17 protein-coding genes are annotated in these 19,324 nt (G+C 70.2%); 8 read left to right on the forward strand and 9 right to left on the reverse strand.

Annotation, left to right across the window (positions count from 1 at the left end):
• A partial coding sequence (locus tag ACTIDRAF_RS27400) for a hypothetical protein (protein WP_039785971.1) occupies nt 1–1,884 on the forward strand: 1,884 nt, incomplete at its 5' end.
• Between the two features lie 105 nt (nt 1,885–1,989).
• Here the strand turns inward: ACTIDRAF_RS27400 and ACTIDRAF_RS0205540 are convergent.
• From ACTIDRAF_RS0205540 to ACTIDRAF_RS0205560, 5 genes are all read right to left on the reverse strand, one after another.
• On the reverse strand, nt 1,990–4,116 hold the full coding sequence (locus ACTIDRAF_RS0205540; protein ID WP_016697725.1) for an iron ABC transporter permease: 2,127 nt from the start codon (nt 4,114–4,116) through the stop codon (nt 1,990–1,992).
• Between the two features lie 11 nt (nt 4,117–4,127).
• Nucleotides 4,128–5,132, reverse strand: a complete 1,005-nt coding sequence (locus ACTIDRAF_RS0205545) for an ABC transporter substrate-binding protein (protein WP_016697726.1) — start codon at nt 5,130–5,132, stop codon at nt 4,128–4,130.
• Nucleotides 5,133–5,200: 68 nt separating this feature from the next.
• Nucleotides 5,201–6,016: an ABC transporter ATP-binding protein gene (locus ACTIDRAF_RS0205550; protein ID WP_026065811.1), complete on the reverse strand. Its 816-nt coding sequence runs from the start codon at nt 6,014–6,016 to the stop codon at nt 5,201–5,203.
• Nucleotides 6,017–6,109: 93 nt separating this feature from the next.
• The gene (locus tag ACTIDRAF_RS0205555) at nt 6,110–6,673 is read right to left on the reverse strand and encodes a TetR/AcrR family transcriptional regulator (RefSeq protein WP_016697728.1); all 564 of its coding nucleotides are present in this window, start codon (nt 6,671–6,673) and stop codon (nt 6,110–6,112) included.
• A 32-nt stretch (nt 6,674–6,705) separates the two neighbouring features.
• Complete coding sequence (locus ACTIDRAF_RS0205560; protein WP_016697729.1) at nt 6,706–8,229, reverse strand: MFS transporter; 1,524 nt, start codon at nt 8,227–8,229, stop codon at nt 6,706–6,708.
• Between the two features lie 310 nt (nt 8,230–8,539).
• On the opposite strand from ACTIDRAF_RS0205560, the gene ACTIDRAF_RS0205565 reads away from it, so the two are divergent.
• Together ACTIDRAF_RS0205565 and ACTIDRAF_RS0205570 are read left to right on the forward strand one after the other, a co-directional pair.
• Nucleotides 8,540–9,139 (forward strand): DUF998 domain-containing protein, encoded by a 600-nt coding sequence (locus ACTIDRAF_RS0205565; RefSeq protein WP_016697730.1) that lies wholly within the window; start codon nt 8,540–8,542, stop codon nt 9,137–9,139.
• Nucleotides 9,140–9,195: 56 nt separating this feature from the next.
• Entirely contained in the window at nt 9,196–9,816 is a 621-nt protein-coding gene (locus ACTIDRAF_RS0205570; protein ID WP_039785975.1) for a TetR/AcrR family transcriptional regulator, read from the forward strand.
• Nucleotides 9,817–10,066: 250 nt separating this feature from the next.
• Here the strand turns inward: ACTIDRAF_RS0205570 and ACTIDRAF_RS27405 are convergent, their stop codons facing one another.
• Together ACTIDRAF_RS27405 and ACTIDRAF_RS27410 are read right to left on the reverse strand one after the other, a co-directional pair.
• The gene (locus ACTIDRAF_RS27405; RefSeq protein ID WP_016697732.1) at nt 10,067–10,285 is read right to left on the reverse strand and encodes a DUF397 domain-containing protein; all 219 of its coding nucleotides are present in this window, start codon (nt 10,283–10,285) and stop codon (nt 10,067–10,069) included.
• Nucleotides 10,278–11,147 carry a helix-turn-helix domain-containing protein gene (locus tag ACTIDRAF_RS27410; RefSeq protein ID WP_083886109.1) on the reverse strand — a complete coding sequence of 290 codons (870 nt, stop codon included), beginning with the start codon at nt 11,145–11,147 and terminating at the stop codon, nt 10,278–10,280. The genes ACTIDRAF_RS27405 and ACTIDRAF_RS27410 overlap by 8 nt, the downstream gene beginning before the upstream one ends.
• Before the next feature lie 190 nt (nt 11,148–11,337).
• Between ACTIDRAF_RS27410 and ACTIDRAF_RS27415 the strand changes: the two genes are divergently transcribed.
• Nucleotides 11,338–11,724: a hypothetical protein gene (locus tag ACTIDRAF_RS27415; protein WP_016697734.1), complete on the forward strand. Its 387-nt coding sequence runs from the start codon at nt 11,338–11,340 to the stop codon at nt 11,722–11,724.
• Nucleotides 11,725–11,848: 124 nt separating this feature from the next.
• On the opposite strand, the gene ACTIDRAF_RS0205590 is transcribed toward ACTIDRAF_RS27415, so the two are convergent.
• Nucleotides 11,849–12,337 carry a nucleoside deaminase gene (locus ACTIDRAF_RS0205590; protein ID WP_016697735.1) on the reverse strand — a complete coding sequence of 163 codons (489 nt, stop codon included), beginning with the start codon at nt 12,335–12,337 and terminating at the stop codon, nt 11,849–11,851.
• 139 nt (nt 12,338–12,476) lie between these two features.
• On the opposite strand from ACTIDRAF_RS0205590, the gene ACTIDRAF_RS0205595 reads away from it, so the two are divergent.
• Genes ACTIDRAF_RS0205595 through argS form a run of 3 tightly spaced genes read left to right on the forward strand, consistent with a single transcriptional unit; the run spans nt 12,477 to nt 17,480 of the window.
• A complete protein-coding gene (locus tag ACTIDRAF_RS0205595; RefSeq protein WP_211215276.1) occupies nt 12,477–14,012 on the forward strand; it encodes a pyridoxal phosphate-dependent decarboxylase family protein in 1,536 nt (511 codons plus the stop codon).
• Nucleotides 14,009–15,046, forward strand: coding sequence for a methyltransferase (locus ACTIDRAF_RS0205600; protein WP_016697737.1), 1,038 nt, complete (start codon nt 14,009–14,011; stop codon nt 15,044–15,046). The genes ACTIDRAF_RS0205595 and ACTIDRAF_RS0205600 overlap by 4 nt, the downstream gene beginning before the upstream one ends.
• Nucleotides 14,931–17,480, forward strand: coding sequence for an arginine--tRNA ligase (gene argS, locus ACTIDRAF_RS0205605; protein ID WP_245533451.1), 2,550 nt, complete (start codon nt 14,931–14,933; stop codon nt 17,478–17,480). Before ACTIDRAF_RS0205600 ends, argS begins: the two co-directional genes overlap by 116 nt.
• 113 nt (nt 17,481–17,593) lie before the next feature.
• On the opposite strand, the gene ACTIDRAF_RS0205610 is transcribed toward argS, so the two are convergent.
• Nucleotides 17,594–18,568, reverse strand: a complete 975-nt coding sequence (locus ACTIDRAF_RS0205610; protein ID WP_016697739.1) for a helix-turn-helix transcriptional regulator — start codon at nt 18,566–18,568, stop codon at nt 17,594–17,596.
• A 90-nt stretch (nt 18,569–18,658) separates the two neighbouring features.
• On the opposite strand from ACTIDRAF_RS0205610, the gene ACTIDRAF_RS0205615 reads away from it, so the two are divergent.
• Nucleotides 18,659–19,081, forward strand: coding sequence for a VOC family protein (locus ACTIDRAF_RS0205615; protein ID WP_016697740.1), 423 nt, complete (start codon nt 18,659–18,661; stop codon nt 19,079–19,081).
• The last annotated feature ends 243 nt before the right edge of the window (nt 19,082–19,324 follow it).

A 19,324-nucleotide genomic window follows, 5' to 3' on the forward strand; every position in this document is an offset into this window, starting at 1 on the left:
CTGTTGCGCGCCTACCTCGAGGCGGTCGCCGCCGGCGCCAGCCGCGACGCGTGCCACCTCCCGGCGGGCACCGACGTCGACCTGTTCGACCAGCGCGCCAGGTCCGGGGCGGCGGACGTCGTCCGCGCGCTGGTCCCGCTCCTGGACGACCCCGACGCCCGGGTGCGGGCGGCGGCCTCCGGTTGCGCGGTCCACCTCGACGACCGCGAGCTGGCTGCCGAGGTCGTCGCCCACCTGCGGCGCCGGCTGGGCCGGGAGAACGACGTCGGCGCGGCCAGCGCGCTGGTGGAACCCCTGCTCCGGCTGGGGGCGTTCGACGCCGAGGACTTCCTGGCACTGGTGGCGGCCGGTGAGGACGGCGTCGTCTTCGCCGCCGCGTGGTGGGCGGTGGCCACTGGCACCGCTCTCCCCGACGCCGTCGAGCACCTGGTGCGGCTGTGGCCCGGTGAGGCCGCCCGGTACCCGGGGGGCGGTGCGCGCCGATCGCTCGACGCCCTGGCCCGGGCCGCCGGCCCGGCGGCCACACCCGCGCTGCGGGCGCTCCAGGCCACGGGCTGGGTCCCGGTCGCCGATCTCGCGTCGGCCTGGGTCAGGGTGGCCGAATCCTCCCGGTCGTGCACGGGGACGGCGCTGGACGCGCTGCTGGGACTCGTCGGCACCACCCCGTCCTCCGGGGAGGCCGTCGTCCTCGCCGGCGCCCTCGCCGAGCTCCGCCACGGGACGAGGGGACGAACCCCGGAGGTCTGCGACGGAGTCGCCAGGCTCGTCGGAGCGGTCCCCCCGCCGGGCACGGCCCCCGACCCGGACCGGGCGAGGATGCTGGCCACCGGGGCCGCCGTCCTGTTCGGGGCCAGGGACCCGCGGTGGACCACCTTCGCCGAGGCCGTGCTCGGCGCTCCTGACGAACCCCACGTCGAGGACGGCGCCACCCGCGTCCCCTTCTCCCTCGTGCTCGGTGGCGCCTCCGGCCGCCACGACCCGACCTGGGCGCACCGGGAGCTGGTGGCGGTCGCCCCCACGGGAGCGTGCCGCCTCCTGGCCAGGGCCGCGGCGCTCCACTCCGCGCTGTTCACGGTCGGGCTGCGCCGGCGAACGGCCAGGGCGCTCCGGTCCGTCCGACCGGACGGCGACCCGGCGGAGGCGTGGCTCCTCACCGCCTGGGCGGTGCTCGACCCGCACGAACACGAGCTGACCTTCGAGGAGGCCTGGCAGCTGGTCGGAGGTGACGCCAGGGCCGACGCCGACCTGCTCGCCGTCTGGGTCACGCGGTACTCCCCCGCCGTCCGGGCCGCCTGCCTCCGGCTGCTCGACGGATCCGCGCGCACCTCCTACCCGGCCCGGGAATGCCAGCTCGTCGCGGCCAGGGCCGTGGCGGAGCACGACGACGTCGAGCGGGTGTGGCCCACCCTGCGGGCGGTGGCGGACGCGGCGGGACGCCCGTTCGCGGCGGCCGTCGCGCTCGGCACCGAGCTGGTGGAACGCGACCCCCGGTCGCGGACCGAGTGGGTGGACCTGCTCCGGGACATCGCCAGGAACGGCCGCCCCTCCTGCTCGGCGCCCAGCCACCACGCCAGCGCCGTCGCGATCCGGGCGCTCTGGGCCCTCGGGGCGATCTCCCCGGAGGACACCGTGGACCGGGGTCTCGCGGTCCTGACGGCCTCGTTCACCACTGGGCACGGCGTGCGGGTGGCCGACGAGATCACGGGGCCGGTGCGGGAGGCGGCCAGCCCCCGACCCGCGCTGCGGGCTCGGGTCTCGGCCGCCCTCACGCCGGTCCTCGAATCCGACACCCGGGTGAACGGGCCGGGGGGTGGTCTCGTCGACGACGTCCGGTTGCGGGCGGCCCTGCGGGAGGTCACGGGAACGCGGACCGTCCTCGACTAGGCGGGGCGCCAACGGCGGCCCAGGACAGCCCCGGCCGCCCGGTGGGGCGTGCCCCCGGTGTGCCCGGGCCCGACCGGCTCCGCGCGCCTTCCCCAGCGCCAACCGTCAACCCCGGCCCCGGCGGCCGGCCCGCATCCGCCACAGCAACCACAGGAAGTACGGGGTGCCGACGACGGCGGTGGTCAGGCCGGCGGGCAACTGCGCCGGTGCGATGGCGGTCCGGCCGACGACGTCCGCGATCACCACCAGGGCCGCGCCGAGCAGGACGGTGAGGGGCAGCTGGTGCAGGTGGCGCTTGCCCACGAGGATCCGGGCCGCGTGCGGGGCCACCAGGCCGACGAAGGCGACCGGCCCGATCGTCGAGGTGGCGGCCCCGGTCAGGAGGACGGCGAGACCCACGTGCGCGACGCGGCTCGCGTCGAGCCGGACGCCCAGCACCCTCGGGGTCGTGTCGTCGATCTGGACGATGTCGAGATCCCGGTGTGACCGCGCGACCACCACGGCCGCCACCAGCAACGCCACGACCATGGGCAGCAGCTCGAGGGGTCGGGCGCCGAACGTCGAACCGCCCAGCCAGGTCAGGGCCTTGTTCTGGTTCCACGGGTCGGTGCGGACGAGCAGCAGGGTCGTCACCGCCGACGTGCCCGCCCCGATGGCGATCCCGACCAGCACCATCCGCCCCTGGTCGACGCCGCCCCGGGAGGACAGCGCGAAGATCAGCAGGCCGGCGAGCGCGCACCCGGCGAGGGAGCCGCCGAGGACGAGGACGAAGCCGGGCGCGCCCACCGAGACGATCACGATGACGGCGCCCAGGCTGCCGGCGCTGGACACACCCAGGATCCCCGGATCCGCGAGCGGGTTGCGGGTGACGGTCTGCACGAGGGCGCCGGCCAGTCCCAGACAGGCACCGGCGAGCAGGGCCGCCAGCACCCGGGGCACCCTGCTGTCCAGGACGATCTCCAGGACCAGCGCGGCACGGCCGGTGGTCCAGTTCCAGACGTCGCCGAGCAGGACGGTGGTGTCCCCGAGCAGGACACCCGCCACCACGGATCCGGACAGCACCGCGCCCGCGACGGCCAGGACCACTCCGGGGTGCCGGCGCCCGAACCCGGTGCCGCCGCGCATGGTGACCAGCGTGTCCGGTTCGAGGGTGGACCGGGTCCTGGTCGCGAGGAGGATGAGCGCGACGGCGCCGATCACGCTGGTGACCACCCCGGTGGGCACCGTCACGCCGCTGACCGGGCCGAAGGTGGCGCGCAGCGCGATGTCCGCCGTGAGGACCAGCGCCGTGCCGGCGAGGGCCGCCAGCGGTAACAACGTGCGGTGCCGGCGCAGCCCCGGAACGCGGGACGCGACCAGGCGCACCAGCAGTGGCGCGCAGAGGCCGACGAAACCGATCGGGCCGGTCACCGTGACCACGCTGGTGGCCAGCAGTACGGAGAGGACCACGACCACGGCACGGGTACGTCCCACGTGCACGCCCAGGGACCGGGCCGCGTCGTCCCCCAACTGGAGCAGGTCGAGGCGGCGCGCCATGAGGATGAGCGCGACGGCCACCGGGAGGGCGAACAGCAGGACACCCCGGACGGCGCTCACCCCGTTCTGCCCGAGCGAACCAGCCCCCCAGGCGAACAGGCCCTGGGTTTCCCAGGGGAACAGCAGCAGCACCGCCGAGGTGATCGAGGACAGGCCCAGCGTGATCGCCGAGCCCGCGAGGACGAGCCGCACCGGGGACGCGGCCCCACCGCCGGAGAGCCCCATCACCACGGCGGCGGCCGCGAGCCCTCCGCAGAAGGCGACGGCGATGCTGGGCACGGCCCCCAGCTGGGCGCCGAGCACCGCCGCGAGGGTGACGGCCAGGTGGGCGCCGGCGTTGACGCCCGTCGTGTCGGGAGCGGCCAGCGGGTTGCGCGCCACCGCCTGCATGCTCGCGCCGGCGATGCCCAGCGCGCAGCCGACCAGCACGGCGGCCAACAGGCGGGGAACGCGGGAAGCCGTGACGACCGCCGCGGCGGTGTCCAGCGACTCGCCCCCGGTGAGCACGGCCCACAGGTCGCCCGTGCTCAGCGCCGCCGTGCCCTGGGTGAGGTGCACCACCGCCGCCGCGCACAGCCACCCCAGGAAGACGAGGGTGACCAGCAGCGGGAGCCAGGGGCGACGGCGACCCCCCTCCGCCGGGGGGCCGCTGGTGGGGTTGGCTTGCCGGACGGTTGCCGGTGGAGCGGTCGTCACGACGGGAACTCCTACTCGGCGACGAGCTGGGCGACGAGGTCGTCGCTCCAGGCCGACAGCGACTCGGGCCCGCCGTAGGGCCAGACCCCCACGGCCGCGCGGTGGACGTTGCCGTCCTGGACGAAGGGCAGGTTGTCCCACACCGGGTTGCCCGCCATGGCCGTCTCGACCACGTTCTCCTCGTCGTCGTTGCCCCAGTACAGGAAGTGGGTGTCGTCCGGCAGCGCCGTCAGGCCCTCCATGTCGATGTTCGACAACCCGAACGCGTCATCCCCCTCGTCCTCCCAGGCCGAGGCCAGCCCCATGCGCTCGGCGACCACCTGGACGGCGGTGCGCGGGCCGTGCATGCGGATCGTCAGGTTCGCGCCCTCCGCGTACGGGGAGGCGAGGACCACCGGGGTACCGGCGAGCCCGGCCTCCTCGATCGCGGCGTGGTTCGCCTCGATCGTCTCGTCCATCTCCGCGATGACCTGCTCGGCCACGTCCTCCTTGCCCAGGAGGGTGGCCACGCTCCGGAAGTCCTCGAGGACCGAACCCAAGGGGTCGGAGGCGTTCCCACCGCCGAGGAAGGCGATGGGGGCGATCCGCTCCATCTGTTCGACCGCTCCGTCGGGGATCGAACCCTCGGGCCCCAGGATCAGGTCCGGCTCCAGTTCGGCGACGGCGTCGATGCTGGGTTCCCGTCGGACGCCCACGTCGACCGGGTCGCCGGTCAACGGGACGCTCGCGCCCACCCAGCTGTCGTACCCGGCGATGTCGCTCATCCCGACCGGGTCGACGCCCAGGCTGGTGACGATCTCGGTGTGCATCCACTCCAGGGTGACGACCCGAGTGGCCGGGGCCGGGAGCTCCACCGTCTCGCCCCGGGCGTCGACGATGCTGACCACCTGGTCGGAGGCACCCTCGGGTGCCTCGGTCCTGGGCGTGGCCGCCTCGTGGGTGGTGCCGCACGCCGCGGTCAGCACGGCGACCGCGGTCAGGGCGAACAGGCTGGGGAGTGCTCGTGAGGTTCTCATGGTTCCCTTCGCGCGCTCCGGGGTTCGCGGTCCCGGAGCGCGGTACGGAGGTGGAGTGGGGAACAGGGTCAGGACGCGACGGGCCGGCGGACCCGCTGCCGGGGTGAGCGGATGTCCAGCTCGCCGGTCAACGGGTCGACCGCCGTGGTGATCTCGATCTCGTAGACCTCGCTCAGCTGGTCGCCGGTCAACGCGTCGTGGGGTGGCCCGTCCGCGACGACGGCGCCCCGGGACATGAGGACAACGCGGTCGGCGACGGCGGCGGCCTGGTTCAGGTCGTGCAGGACCACCCCGACGGCCACCCCGTGCCCGTCGGCGAGTTCACGCACCAGTTCGAGGACCTCGATCTGGTACCGCAGGTCGAGGTGGTTGGTGGGTTCGTCCAGCAACAGCACCCCGGTGTCCTGGGCGAGGGCGCTGGCGAACCACACCCGCTGGACCTGGCCGCCCGAGAGCATGTCCACGTCGGTGTCGGCGAGGTCGGCGATGCCGGTGAGTTCCAGGGCGCGCGCGACGGCGGCCGGCCCCCCGACGTCGTTGCCCCGCCAACCACGGCGGTGCGGGTGCCGGCCGTACTCGACGGCCTCCCGCACCGTCACCGCCGCCGGGGTCGGCCGGCTCTGCGCCAGCAGGGTGACCCGGCGGGCGAAGTCCCGCGCGGACAGGGCGGCCGCGTCACTGCCGTCCCCGAGCCGCACGTCCCCCGCGCTCAGCGCCTGGAGCCGGGCGAGACCACGCAGGACGGTCGACTTGCCGGACCCGTTGGGGCCGACGAGCGCGGTGACCCGCCCGGCCGTGAGCTCGATCGACGCGCCCGACACCACCGGCGAACCCCCGTAGCCGATCACGAGGGATCGGCCGGTCATCGCATCCCGCTGCGCCATGGTCACCCGCGCAGCTTAGACAAGCCTTACCTAAGGGAACAAGGGGCTCGGAAGTGACGTCCGCGTCAGCCGTCGGCGAGTCGGCGGTCGACGTCAGCCGCCCGCCAGGGCGCGTTCGAGGACCGCGCGCACGTGCTCCGGATCCGCCCGGCCCTCGTCGAGGAGGATCGCGGCGCACAGACCTTCGGAGACCGCAACGAACACCTCCACCGCGCGGGGGTCGGAGGTCCGGAGCCACGCCAGGTCGGCGACACGCTCGCGCCAGCGGCGCGCCACCGGCCGGAGAGCGGGTCGACGCGCCGCCAGCGTGGACAGTTCGCGTTCCGCGAGGGCCCGCTCACGCCCCTCCCCGGCCGATGCGGCGACCAGCGCGGCGAAGTCCCGCACCGGGTCGTCGCTGGTGTCCATGATCCGTCGGATGTGCTCGGTGTAGGTGTCGGCGACCTCCGTGAGCGCCGCCACCAGCAGGTCGTCGAGAGTGGCGAAGTAGTAGGTGGTGAGGCTCGTCGTGATGCCGGCCTCCTTCGCCACGGCGCGGTGGGTCACACCGGCCGCGCCGTCCCGGCGGACGACGGTCAGGGTCGCCTCGATGATCTGGGCTCGCCGGCGCTGCCCTCGGACCCGCCGCCCGTCCGTGGTCGTGCCCTCGTCACCCACGCCCTACTCCCGACATTCCCGTGGGCGGGTCGTCAGTGCTCCGAACCGCCCGAGGGGCCGATGTGCCGGAGGTCGGTGGCGCACAGGACGGTGACCGCCGCGATGGCCACACCCGCAACGATAGCCGCCAGGTTGAGCCCGTCGGTGAAGGCGATCCTCGCCTGCTCGACCACCCGCGTCGTCGTCCCGTCCGCCACGGCCAACGCGCCGGCCAGGCTGTCACCCACCGCGTCCGCGACCGGCCGGTCCAGCTCGGTGGGCGGGTTGATCCGAGCCCGGTAGACGGCGGTGGCGAGACTGCCGAGAACGGCGACCCCCAGTCCGACCCCGAGTTCCTGGACGGTTTCGGACATGGCCGCCGCCGAACCGGACCTGGTGGGGGGCACCGCGCCGACGACGATGTCGGTCCCCAGGGCCGCCATGGCCCCCAGTCCGAGGTATACGAGGGCGAACCCGACCACGACGGTCAACCGCCCCCCGGTTCCGGCCAGGGCGAGGCACAGGTAGCCCACCAGGGACAACGCCAGCGTGACGGCCATGATCAGGCCTGGCCGGAAGCGCCTGGCCAGTAGCGGGGCACCGATCGCCGCCACGAGCATCGCCAGGGCCGGCGGCCCCATCCAGAGCCCTGCGACCGCCGGGGAGAGGCCCTCGACGAGTTGGAGGTACTGGGTGACGAGGAACATGACGCCGCCGACACCGACGAGCCCCACCAGCAGGACGGTCAGCGCGGCGGAGAAGGCCCGGTTGGAGAACAGCGACACGTCGAGCAGCGGTGAGGGCAGCCGCAGCTGGCGGCGGACGAACACGACGGCGGAGACGCCACCGACCAGCACCGCGACGAGGGTCGCGGTGTCGATCCCGTAGGCGGCCCCGTGCTTGATCGCGTACACGACCGGCAGCATCGCCAGCAGGGACAGCGCGACGCTGGGCAGGTCGAACGCGCCTTCGCGGGGGGCGCGGTACTCGGGCAGCAGTGGCGGAGCCACGACCAGGACGACCACGGCGATCGGGACGGCGACCAGGAAGGCGGCCCCCCACCAGAAGGTGGCCACCAGGGCTCCGCCGAGCACGGGCCCGGCGGCCATCCCGAGGGCGAACATGGTGGCCCACACCCCGATCGCCACCGCGCGCTGCCTCGGGTCGACGAAGAGGTTGCTGATCAGGGACAGGGTGGAGGGCATGAGGGTCGCCCCCGCCACCCCGAGCAGGGCACGCGCCACGATCAGCGCCTCGGCGGTCGGCGCGAACGCGGCGAACACCGAGACCACCCCGAACGCCGCGATGCCGATCATCAGCAGTCGGCGCCGCCCGATCCGGTCGCCCAGCGTCCCCATCGTGATCAGGAAGCCGGCGATGAGGAAACCGTAGGCGTCCATGATCCACAGGGTTTGGGTGGCGCTCGGTTCGAGTTCCACGGCCAGCCCGGGCAGGACCAGGTACAGGACGGTCACGTCGAGCCCCAGCAGCAGGGTGGGCAACGCCAACAGGGCGAGGCCCCACCACTCCCGAGCGCCGGCCCGGGGCGGGTCGAGCCGGTCCGAGATCCCAGTCATGCGTCCCCCAAGTATTTGGACATAAAGACAACTAGAACCATCGTACAATTACTTCGGCCGCTGTCCACCCCGGCCGCTGCCCACCCCGGGCGCTGTCCACTCCGGGCGGTCCGACCCCGCGCCCCCTCGGACCAGCCACCCCACGACCCCGCAACGCCAGCTTCCGACCACGCGACCCGGAAACAGTCCGACTGGACTACATTCGGTCCATGCGTACGGAAAAACGTCCCGCCCCGCCCGCCAGGCCCGTCCCACCCGCCCCGCCGACGCCACGGACCACACCCGGACCGCACGAGGCCAGGAGCGGCTCGTGACAGCCCTGCTCTGGGCCGGCGCGGGAGCGGCGGTGGCCTTCGTCGTGGTGTTCCTGCTGGACGGCCTGACCAGACCGGGCTACCGCCCTGTCCGACACCCCGTCAGCGCCCTCGCGCTCGGCGACCGGGGCTGGCTCCAGACCACCAACTTCATCGTCTGCGGCCTGCTGATCACCGCCGCCGCGCCCGCCCTGCCCGCGCAGTTGGGCAGCGTCCCCCTCGCCGTCGTGGTCGGCTTCTTCGGTCTCGCCCTGGTGGCCTCCGGGGTGTTCCCGATGGATCCGATGCGCGGTTATCCCCCTGGCACCCCGGAGGGAACGCCCACCGAGGTCAGCCGCCGCCACCAGCTGCACGACCACGCCGGCGCCGCCGTGTTCACCGCGCTGCCCGTCGCCTCCCTCGTCGCCACCTTCGCACTGCCCGGTCCACTCTGGACCTGGTTCTCGGGGGCCGTCACGGTCGCGTTGTTCGGTGGTTTCCACGCCTTCGGCCAGGCCTGGGAGAACGACTCCGCCCGCCTGGGACTCATCCAGAAGCTGGTGATCACCCTGGGCTGGTCCTGGCTGGCCCTGCTGTTCGTCCACGCCGCGACATGAGCGCCGGGGACGCGCGGAGCCGGAAACGGGCTCCCGGGGCGGCCTACGATCCGCGCATGGCAGAACGCCCCGATCCGAACGACCACCCACCACGCCGCTCCTTCATCGAACGGGCTCGCCGCGCCCAGATCGTCGAGGCCGCCACCCAGGTCGTCGCCGAACTCGGCTACGCCGGGACCTCCCTCGCCCGGATCGCGGAGAAGGCGGAGATCAGCAAGAGCGTCATCACCTACCACTTCGAGAGCAAGGACGAGATCCTCCGGCTGGTGGTGTCCCAGTTCTTCGAACGAGCCTGGGCGCACATGAGCGGCCGCGTCGAGGCCGAGCGCACCGCCTCGGGACAGGTCAGGGCCTGGATCGGCGCACAGCTGGAGTTCTACGCCGAGCACCGCGCCGAGTTCCTGGCCATGAGCCAGATCATGGCCAACCACCGCACCCCCGAAGGTTCCCCCGCCTTCGCCGGTGAGCTCACCGAGGAGGTCGACGCGCTCACCGAGATCCTCCAACGAGGACAACGGGACGGCGAGTTCCGCGACTTCGACGCGCGCGGCGTCGCGACCATCATCCTGCGCTGCGCCGACGGCGTGCTCGGTTCGTGGGCGATCGACGACTCCACCCGCCTGCTGGACCAGATCCCCGCGCTGCTCGACTTCGTCGACCACGCCATCCGGCGGTAGCGCACCGGGCACCGCCCCGAGTCACGGGGAGCCGCCCCGCCGGCAGGTCGAGCCCCGGGGGCGGGGCAGGGCCACGGTAGGTTCGTGCCTCACCGTGGCCCGCCGCCGGGCAGGCGTGCCCGCACACGGCATCACCCACCGCGCCGATGGGCCGAGTGCGCAGCGGTGTCGGGACTCCCACCGAGATCACCGCGCGGTGGGAGTCCCCCTCAAGCCGGCCGTCCCCGAGCCTCCAGCAGACCGCGCGGAGTCAGCGGCCCGGGCCCGCCAGGTCGTCGAACTCGCCCGCCTTGCAGCCCTTGATCCAGGCGTCCATCTCGGCAGGGGTGAACAACACCGCCCCCGCTTCCGGTTGCTTGCTGTTCCGTACGGCGATCCGGCCATCGCGCAGTGGAGCGACCTCGACGCAGTTGCCTCCTACGTCGCTGAAGCTCGACTTGCGCCAGGCGGCCGTGGACAGATCACGCATGTGCGGCACCTTTCCGTTGCTGCTGGTCCAGTATGGCAGCCAGCATCTCGGCTGAGTCAGCCTCGGACAGCGCCATATGACGGAGGTCATCGAACATGTTGACCAGCGTGACGACATCGCCTTCGTCGCTGACCATGTGGCCGCCCAGCGGCCCATCGAAGTATCCCAGCGGCGGATCGATCCTGGCGTCGAGGAAGTGCAGCACCGTGAAGTTGCTGCCAACGCCCCCATATCCGTCCTTGGTGGCCGCGAGCACCTGGACCGTGATGTTGTCCGCCCGTCCCGCGTCGAGGAGTCGCCGGAGCTGATCGGCGAATACCTTCGGGCCTCCGACCTGCAGTCGCACGGCAGCCTCGGAGATCACCGCGTGCAGGCGTAACGGCTTGGGCCCGCTCAACCGCTGTTGCCGCTGCATCCGCGCGGCAATCCACTTGTCCACGAAACCGGCCGCGACCTTGTGCCGTCCGGCGGCGTGAAGCGCCCGTGCGTAGTCTTCGGTCTGCAACAAGCCAGGGATGAGCACCGGTTCGAACGTCGTCACGGTGGTCGCGTCCTCTTCGAAGCTGACCAATGGCCGTAGCCACTCCGGCAGGCCGTAGACCGCCCACGGGGAAGCCCCTCGCCCTGCTTGGTCACGAAGCTGTTCCAGGCCCTTGCGCACCTCGGCGGGCGCTCGTAGCTCGGCGAGCAGGCACACGAGGTCCGACTTGCTGATCTTCGTCTTCCCGGACTCCCAGTTGACCATCGTCGCGTGAGTACGACCGATCGCCGCACCCACGTCGGATTGGGTCCGACCAGCCGCCTCGCGCAGTCGTCGCAACTCCGCGCCCAACCGCCGCAACGGCGCTGACGAGCCAGCCATCGCGAGCACCTCCGTCCAAGAGCGATCCAACTAGACCCTACATGTACGACTTTGACATCAAAGATCTACCCGATCGGAGCATTACGATCTTTGATGTCAAGTTCTAACGTTTGTCCCTGACGAGAAGGAGCCACGGCAGCGCATACGAAAGGCGTTCACGTGGTCGGCCGCTAGTCCAGTGAGGAGCACCATGACCAACGCGTTGCACGAGACGTCGGGCGACACAACCGGGCCACGACTGCCCGACCGTGCCGAGTTCATGGAACTGATCGAGAGCATGGTCGCGGACTTCGCCCCCCGCATGTTCGCCGTCGTGCAGGAATACGGCGACCGTGTGGACGCCCGGGTCGCTGCCTGGGGGATCGCCTTCGACGACCACGCAGCAGTGGTCGCCGTGGACGGCGGCCTCAGGATGAACCTCAGCTCCCCGGAGCACGCACTGCGCGGTTTCAACTGGGGTCCCGACATCACTGCTCGCCTGGTGTGGGTCAACCCAGATGCGGCAACTCCCGCCGAAGATGCCGAATATCGGCATCGGTCGGACCATGCCGCCAGCTCGACTCTCACGCAGTGCTAACAAGGAAGCTCGAACGGTGGAGACTGAGCTGCACGGGTACACGTCGTCGGCTACTGGACGGCCCGCCGGACCTCACTTCCAGCCACGTTCACATGCCACCTCCCTCGGGTCGAGCCCGGCTTGATCAGGACGTTTGGGGCGTGTCGAGATAGGTGTTGAGCAAGGTGTCCGTATCCACCATCAGAACCTCCGGGATGACCTCAACGCGGTGGTTGAGACGACGATCTCGAACCAAGTCCCACAGCGATGACACAGCGCCGTTGTACCTATCCCATGAACCGATGACCAAGCGTGGAAGGCGGGCGAGCACGAGCGCACCTGCCGACATGGTCCCCGGTTCGAGCGTGGTCACGAGAGTGCAGCCCTCCATACGCCACGTCCCGAGCACTTGGCCCGCCTGGCGCAACGCAAGGATTTCGGCGTAGGCGGTGGGATCTCCCGTCCGGGCACGGTCGTGGTGTGCGGCGGCGATCTCCTTGCCGTCGCGGTCATAGATCACCGCACCGACCGGCGGGTCCTCGGCTCCCGGGTCGGGCATCATGCGTGCGATCTCCAGCGCTCTGCGCATCCACGGCTCGTACTGGGCGGTCGGCATCCTCTGCACGGTCCACATTGTCCCTGACGATGGGCCCTCCGGACAGACCGGCCGTGAAGTGGACCACGAGTCCACCCGTTCGGCGGGACCAATGTAACACCTGGCCGGCCAGGATTGTCCTTCTCGATTCCCTTTCACTCATCACAAGGAGTTGCGAGTGAGCACCCGGCGAGCGGAACAAGAATCGAAAGCAAGTTCACCAGTCGATACCGCTTCGATGACCGCGTTGCTGCGACGAGTGGTCGACATCGGGTTGAACTTCAAGGACCAGCGAGACATCTTTCGTCGGCGGCTCCCACCAGATCGGATTCGAGACCTGCTGGTGCGCGATCTTCCTCATGAGTCCAGCACCGTCGATTCCGTCTTGGAGTCTTTCGCACGGACCGCTCTTCCATTGTGCAAGAACGAGGCCAGTCCTCGCTTTCTGGGTTTCGGCGACACCGGGGACGACCCGGCCGCGCTTGCGGGCGGCCTGCTGGCCATGTTTACGCAGCAGAACCTGATCAACCAGAGCTTCGACTCACCGAGCGCGACGTTCGTCGAGATCGCGGTGTTGCGCTGGCTACGTGAACTGCTGGGTTACGTCAATCCGCCGGTAGCCGATATTCGAACGGTGTGGGATGTGGGCGGTGTGATCACACATGGCGGAACGTCCAGCAACACGGTGGCGATGATGCTCGCTCGCGAAAACCAGGTACCCGAGACCATGCACGGGGGTGTCCGGAATCCGGATCAGTTCAGCGTGATCGTGCCACGCGGGATCGGGCACTACAGCATCAGGAGCGCACTGACCTGGATCGGAGTTGGCGACCAGGCGATCGAGGTCGAAACCCGCGACTTCCGCTACGACCTCACAGCGCTGGAACGGGCGGTGCGTCGGCATCGCGAACATATCATGGCGGTCGTCGCCTACGCCGGGGACAGCCGCACTCAAACCGTGGAACACCTACGCCGCGTCCACGACGTGATCCGCGCGATCGAGCCCCGGATTTGGCTCCACGTCGACGCCTGCTGGGGACTTGTGGCGGCGTTCAGCGACCAGCTTCGCCACCTCATCGACGGGATCAGCGAGTTCGACAGCGCAACCGTCGATCCCCACAAAGTCATGGCCGTTCCCTATGGCTTGAGCGCTCTACTGGTCCGCCAGCCGTCCAGCCTGCGCACCGTGTCGAGCTACTCAGATTTGATCATGCAGGAGGACTACGCCTTCGGCCAGGTCACGCCGTTCCTCGGCACCAAGGGATGGCTGTCGCTGAAGCTGTGGATGATGATGCTCTCCCACGGCCGCGCCGGATTGGCCTCCCTCGCGGAGGACCGCGTGCGCAAGGCTCAAAGGTTCGCGGACCTGCTCGAAGAGCACCCACGCCTGCTGCGCCTGCACGAGCCGGACCTTGCGGCCGTCGCCTTCATCTACCTACCCAAAGACATCCGCCTGAAACCGCCCATCGCCATGGAACACATCGCACGGATCAATGCGGTGAACCAGTGCATCCACAAACAGATGCTCTTGGAAGGAACGTGGTATCTACACCAGTTTAGCCTGCCGGACGATCACGGCCTACTACGAGCGGGAGCGACGCTGCACCCGTTGCGATTCATGGCCAACAATCCGCGCACCACAGAAGTGCACATGGTGGAAGTGATCAACTACGTCACCGAGCTCGGACATGCACTCGAAGGAGACATCCGATGACGGAGATGGAGCCCTTCCGCTCGGTCTACGAGACTGACGGCGTGTACCACCGCTGCCTCTTGCCCCACTACTACAACGGCCGTGAAGATCTGGAGTTGATCAGCGAGGTACTGAGAATCCACTATGGCCAGAGCATGAGAAGCCTCACCGCCGTCGAGTTCGGATGCGGGACCGGGCGTGTCACTGACCGACTAGTGCCATACTCCCGGAGCCTGACAGTAGCCGACTACAGCCCAATCATGATCCACGCGGTTGGTCAGCGATACCCGTACGCCCGGACTCTCTGCGCCGATACCCGCGATGCCGTCGCCGAGCTGCTCAGCGAGGGACGAGCAGGAACGTTTGATCTCGTCGGCGCGTTCTGGTCGCTGAGCTATCCGCTCGGCGAGTTTTTTGAAGCCATGACCGCCGAGGGCATCCAACCGGCCGCCGACCTGGACGCCGCCCGAGGCAAGGCCAGTGCGTTCATTCACGATATGATTCGCCTACTCGCTCCCAGCGGTCACCTGCTGGCACTGTTCTTCGATTCGGAAACCCCCGAACAGCGGTTGGTAACCAGCCTATGGGAGCGGATTGCACCCTTCCCCGAGGAAGGCCGCAGCTACACACTCAATCTCCTGCTGAACGGACTCCGCATGGTCGAAGAATCCGGCAGCGGAACAGTGACGCACACGCGCTGCGGGGGCACCGCGTGGGCACCGAACACCGATGCCGCGATCGACTGGTTCAACGTCGTCCACCTCAAAAGCTTCCCCGCCCTTGTGAACGACGCCGGCGTGCAGCGCGAGATTCGCGAATTCGTCAGCCGCTACGAACAGCCAACCGGCGACATCACCCTGCCCAGTGGCGTTCACGTGATCGACTTTCACGCCACCCCCCCACCCGCGCCACCACCTGCCGAGGTAGTACATGGAGGCCATCCAGCATGCCGCGTACGTGGCGGCGAACGCACTGCGTCACCAGTTCGTCGGAGACGGGGGATATGGCCTGGCGTACGGCTCTCACCCTGCTGGCACCGCAACACGGCGGTCTGATCTCGATCTCGTCCTGGTTAGCCGGCACCCCCTCGCTGCGAAGGATCTGGACCGCCTCGTCGAAGCCGTCCTCAACCTGCATCGCGTGCACGGCTTCGATCTGGACACCGAGGTCGACCACGTCATCAAGGTGCACGCAAGCTTCACCGATGTCGAGTCCGCCGTTGGGCTGCGCTGCTTCGAGGCCGACAGCGAGGCCAACCTTGTCGTTTCCCCCGTGGTTGTGGAGCCCTGGTACCTCAATTCCCGGGCCTTCGCACACCGACTCATCCTCAACGCCCTGACCAGCCCTCATGTCTTCCTCGGTGGCGACGCTTCCGCCTACATCGGACATCGCGAACGCGCCGAATACGCCCTTGCGCTGCTCGCGGTCACTCTCCTCGACGGTTCTAGGCACCACACGCTGACCGAGGCGGTCACAGCCATCACTGTCGGCCCTCAGGAGGCCACCGGCAAAGACTTTCTCGGCTACTCACCCGGCGAGCACCTACGCCGCACGCTCAGTCGCGGACTCGCTCAGCTCTTTAGAGACGGCCTTCTCCATCAAATGGACGGCCGCCGGTTCAAGCCTGATCACGGTGCATGCCGCGACGTGATCAGACAACTTCGGGCTGCACGCAGGCTGGCGCTGCGGCCTGGGACAATGAACGCTGAGAAGGAGGGTTACTCAGTGACGAACCACGAGGTGCTGCCGCTGCTCGGCCAGGTCGCCGACAGCGTGTCCCAGGCGATCGCCCATGCCCGCCCAGAGCTGGCCGGAGCCGATCCACTCGTCCGGCGATCCGAGCACGCCGACTTCCAGTCGAACGCAGCCCTCGCCCTGGCCAAGCGCGCCCGCACCAAGCCCACCGAACTCGCCGACGCGCTCATCGCGGCCGTGGCTGGCGACCGAGGGCCGATCACACGTGTCGACATGTCCGGCCCGGGGTTCCTCAACATCACGGTGCCCGACCAGCTCATCTGGAACCAGCTCGCCGCTCGCCTGGCCAGCCTTCGTCTCGGCGTCGGCACCCCCAATGAGGGCCAGCGGACCGTGATCGACTACTCGGCACCCAACATCGCCAAGGAAATGCACGTCGGGCACCTGCGCACCACGATCATCGGCGACAGCCTCGCGCGTGTCCTCGGCTTCCTCGGAGCGGAAGTGATCCGCCAAAACCATCTTGGCGACTGGGGGACCCAGTTCGGGATGCTCATCCAGTACCTCGACGAGCACCCGGAAGCCACCTGGCACCACGACGAGCTGGAGCCGGGCACCTCCGCCGCCTCCGCGCTCGACGATCTGTACCGCACCGCCCGCGCTCTGTTCGACGCCGACCCGGAATTCGCCGACCGGTCTCGCCGCCGTGTGGTCGCGCTACAGTCCGGCGACCACGACACCGTCACACGCTGGAGGGAGATCGTCGCCGAGTCCGAGAGGGCCTTCCGCGACATCTACGACCGGCTCGGCGTGTTGCTCACGCCCGACGACTCGGTTGGGGAATCGTTCTACAACCACCTGCTCGCCGATGTGGTGACCGAACTGACCGAGGCAGGAATCGCCGTGGGGAGCGAAGGCGCTCTCGTGATCTTCTCCGAGGAGGTCACTGGCCCGGACGGCAACCCCATCCCCCTGATGGTGCGCAAACGCGATGGTGGCTACGGCTACGACACCACGGACCTCGCCACGATCCGCTACCGCATCCACGACCTGAAATCCAACCGCCTGCTCTACGTCACGGACTCCCGGCAGGCCCTGCACTTCCAGCTGATCTTCGAGGCGGCTCGCCGCGCGGGGTGGCTCACCGACAACGTCGAGGCGGCACACGTGCCCTACGGCACCGTCCTCGGCCCCGATGGCCGCCCGTTCAAGACCCGCGCCGGCGGCACGGTCCGCCTGATGGATCTGCTCGACGACGCCGTGGCGCGTGCGCGCGCCGTGGTCCACGAGAAGGACCCCGACCTCCCCGCTGAGGAACTGGACCAGATCGCCGAACAGGCGGGCATCGGAGCGGTCAAGTACGCCGATCTGTCCAATTCGCGGATCAAGGACTACACCTTCGACGTTGACCGCATGGTCTCGTTCAACGGCAACACCGGCGTCTACCTCCAGTACGCGCACACCCGTATCCGTTCGATCCTGCGCAAAGCTGGAGACCCTCAAGCCGTGATCGACCCGACCGTCGAACTCCAGCCCGCTGAACGCGCGTTGGCTCTCCAGCTCGACGCCTACGACACGGCCCTCACCGAGGTCGGCGAGACCTTGGAGCCGCACAAGCTCTGCGGCTACCTCTACGACCTCGCCCGCGCCTTCACCAGCTTCTACGAAGCCTGCCACGTCCTCAACGCGGAAGAACCTGTTCGCGGCAACCGACTCGCCCTCTGCCAGCTCACGGCACGCACCCTGCGACACGGGCTCAACCTGCTCGGCATCAGTGCCCCGGACCGCATGTGACCCCGGCCCGGACGAGGCACTAGCAACTCGCCGGGTGGCTCCGTGATACCGAGGAGCCACCCGGCAGCCACCACCGCTGCGAACGGGCCAGTCATGCCACCGCCCAAGGACGTTCACGCTCCCGGGCCTCCTCCCCCGGGCGGCTCCACTGCCGGTCCGTAACGCCCGACGAGTTCCGCGCCGATCCTGGCCAACTCGTCCCGGACCGACGCCGGCTCGACCACCTCCACGACGGCACCCCACCCCGCGAGCTGTTCGGCCACCGACACCGCCCGGTGCGCCGAGACCCGCACCCGCACCCGGCCGTCCCCACCCTCGCCCGCCACCTCGCAGTGCCGGCCCCACTGCGCTCGGAACGCGGACAGGTACCGCGCCACGACGAGCACCGTCGCCACGACACCGGACCGCCGCCCTTCCACGTCACGAACCACCTCCCCCCACACCTCCGACAGGTCGAACCCCGGCGGCCGGTGCGCCGCCTCGTCGGTGAGGAGCACGTCGACCACCCGGTCCACCCGGAAGGAGCGTCGCCCCCGCTCCGTCCCGCCAACCAGGTACCAGGTGCCGTCCTTGTCGACGAGCCCCCACGGATCGACCAGCCTCGTCGACTCCGTCCGGCCCGAGTAGGTCAGCCGAACCCGTCGCCCGCGCACCACCGCGTCCCGCAGCGTCCCGAGCAGCGGGGGCCGCACCCGTCCGGCCCCGCCCCACGCCACGGGATCGACCAGCAGGGCACCCGAGGCGGCCTCCGCGTCGCCCCGGAACGTCCGGGGCAGCGCGGCCAACAGCTTCCGCATGGCGGAGCGGAGCTCGCTGGTCATCGGAACCCCCGGCCCGGCGAGGAGGAACAACGCGGTCGCCTCACCCGCCGTCAACCCGCTCAGATCGGTGCGCGCCCCGCCCACCAGCGACCAGCCCCCGTGCCGGCCGGGACTGGGGTACACCGGGACGCCGGCCGAGGACAACGCCTCCAGGTCACGGCGGGCGGTGGACACCGAGACCTCGAGTTCGGCGGCGAGTTCGGCCGCGGTCACCCGGGCCCTGGTCCGCATCAGCATGAGGATCGCGACGAGGCGGTCGGCACGCATCCGCCGAGTCTGCCGGGAAAAGTGGCCAGGAGGTGAGCACTTCTCCTCCTACGGTCGTCCCCGCGATCATCGGAAACGGAAGGCGAACCCATGCTGCGAGGACTGACCACCACCACCTTCTTCGCCGACGACGTCGGCGCCGCCGCGGCCTGGTACGCCAAGCTGTTCGGCATCGATCCCTACTTCGTGCGGCCGGAAGAGGGGCCGCCCGCGTACATCGAGTTCCGCATCGGCGACTACCAGCACGAATTCGGCCTGCTCGCCCGCCACTGGGCTCCACACGCCGCGACCGAACGGCCGGCGGGGGCGGTCGTCTACTGGGCGGTCGACGACCTGCCCGCCGTGCACGACACCCTGCTCGCCATGGGCGCCACCTCCCACGAGGCACCGACCCCGCGTGAGGCGGGGTTCGTCACCGCCTCGGTGGTCGACCCGTTCGGCAACATCCTCGGGATCATGGTCAACCCGCACTACCTGGACGTCCTCGGCAGGCGACCGGAACGGACGGTGTAGAGCGGGACCGGTCGATGGCAGGGGGCCGGAGGTGCCGTGCCCCGGCTCCCGCGTCCCTGCTCGCCCTGCTCCCGCCCTTCTGGAGCGACCCGCGTTCCCGCACCGTCCTCAGAGGACTGCTGGGGGGCGGCGTGCGGGGCGCCGGGTGCGATCCCCGGGCGGAACCGTGCGCTGCCTCCCGGGGCCACCGACGACGACCATCCGCCAAGGGTGTCCGCTCGAGCGTCCCCGGACCCGCCCTGA

Origin of the sequence: Actinoalloteichus spitiensis RMV-1378 (assembly GCF_000239155.1) — a bacterium.
GTDB classification, from domain to species: Bacteria; Actinomycetota; Actinomycetes; order Mycobacteriales; family Pseudonocardiaceae; genus Actinoalloteichus_B; species Actinoalloteichus_B spitiensis.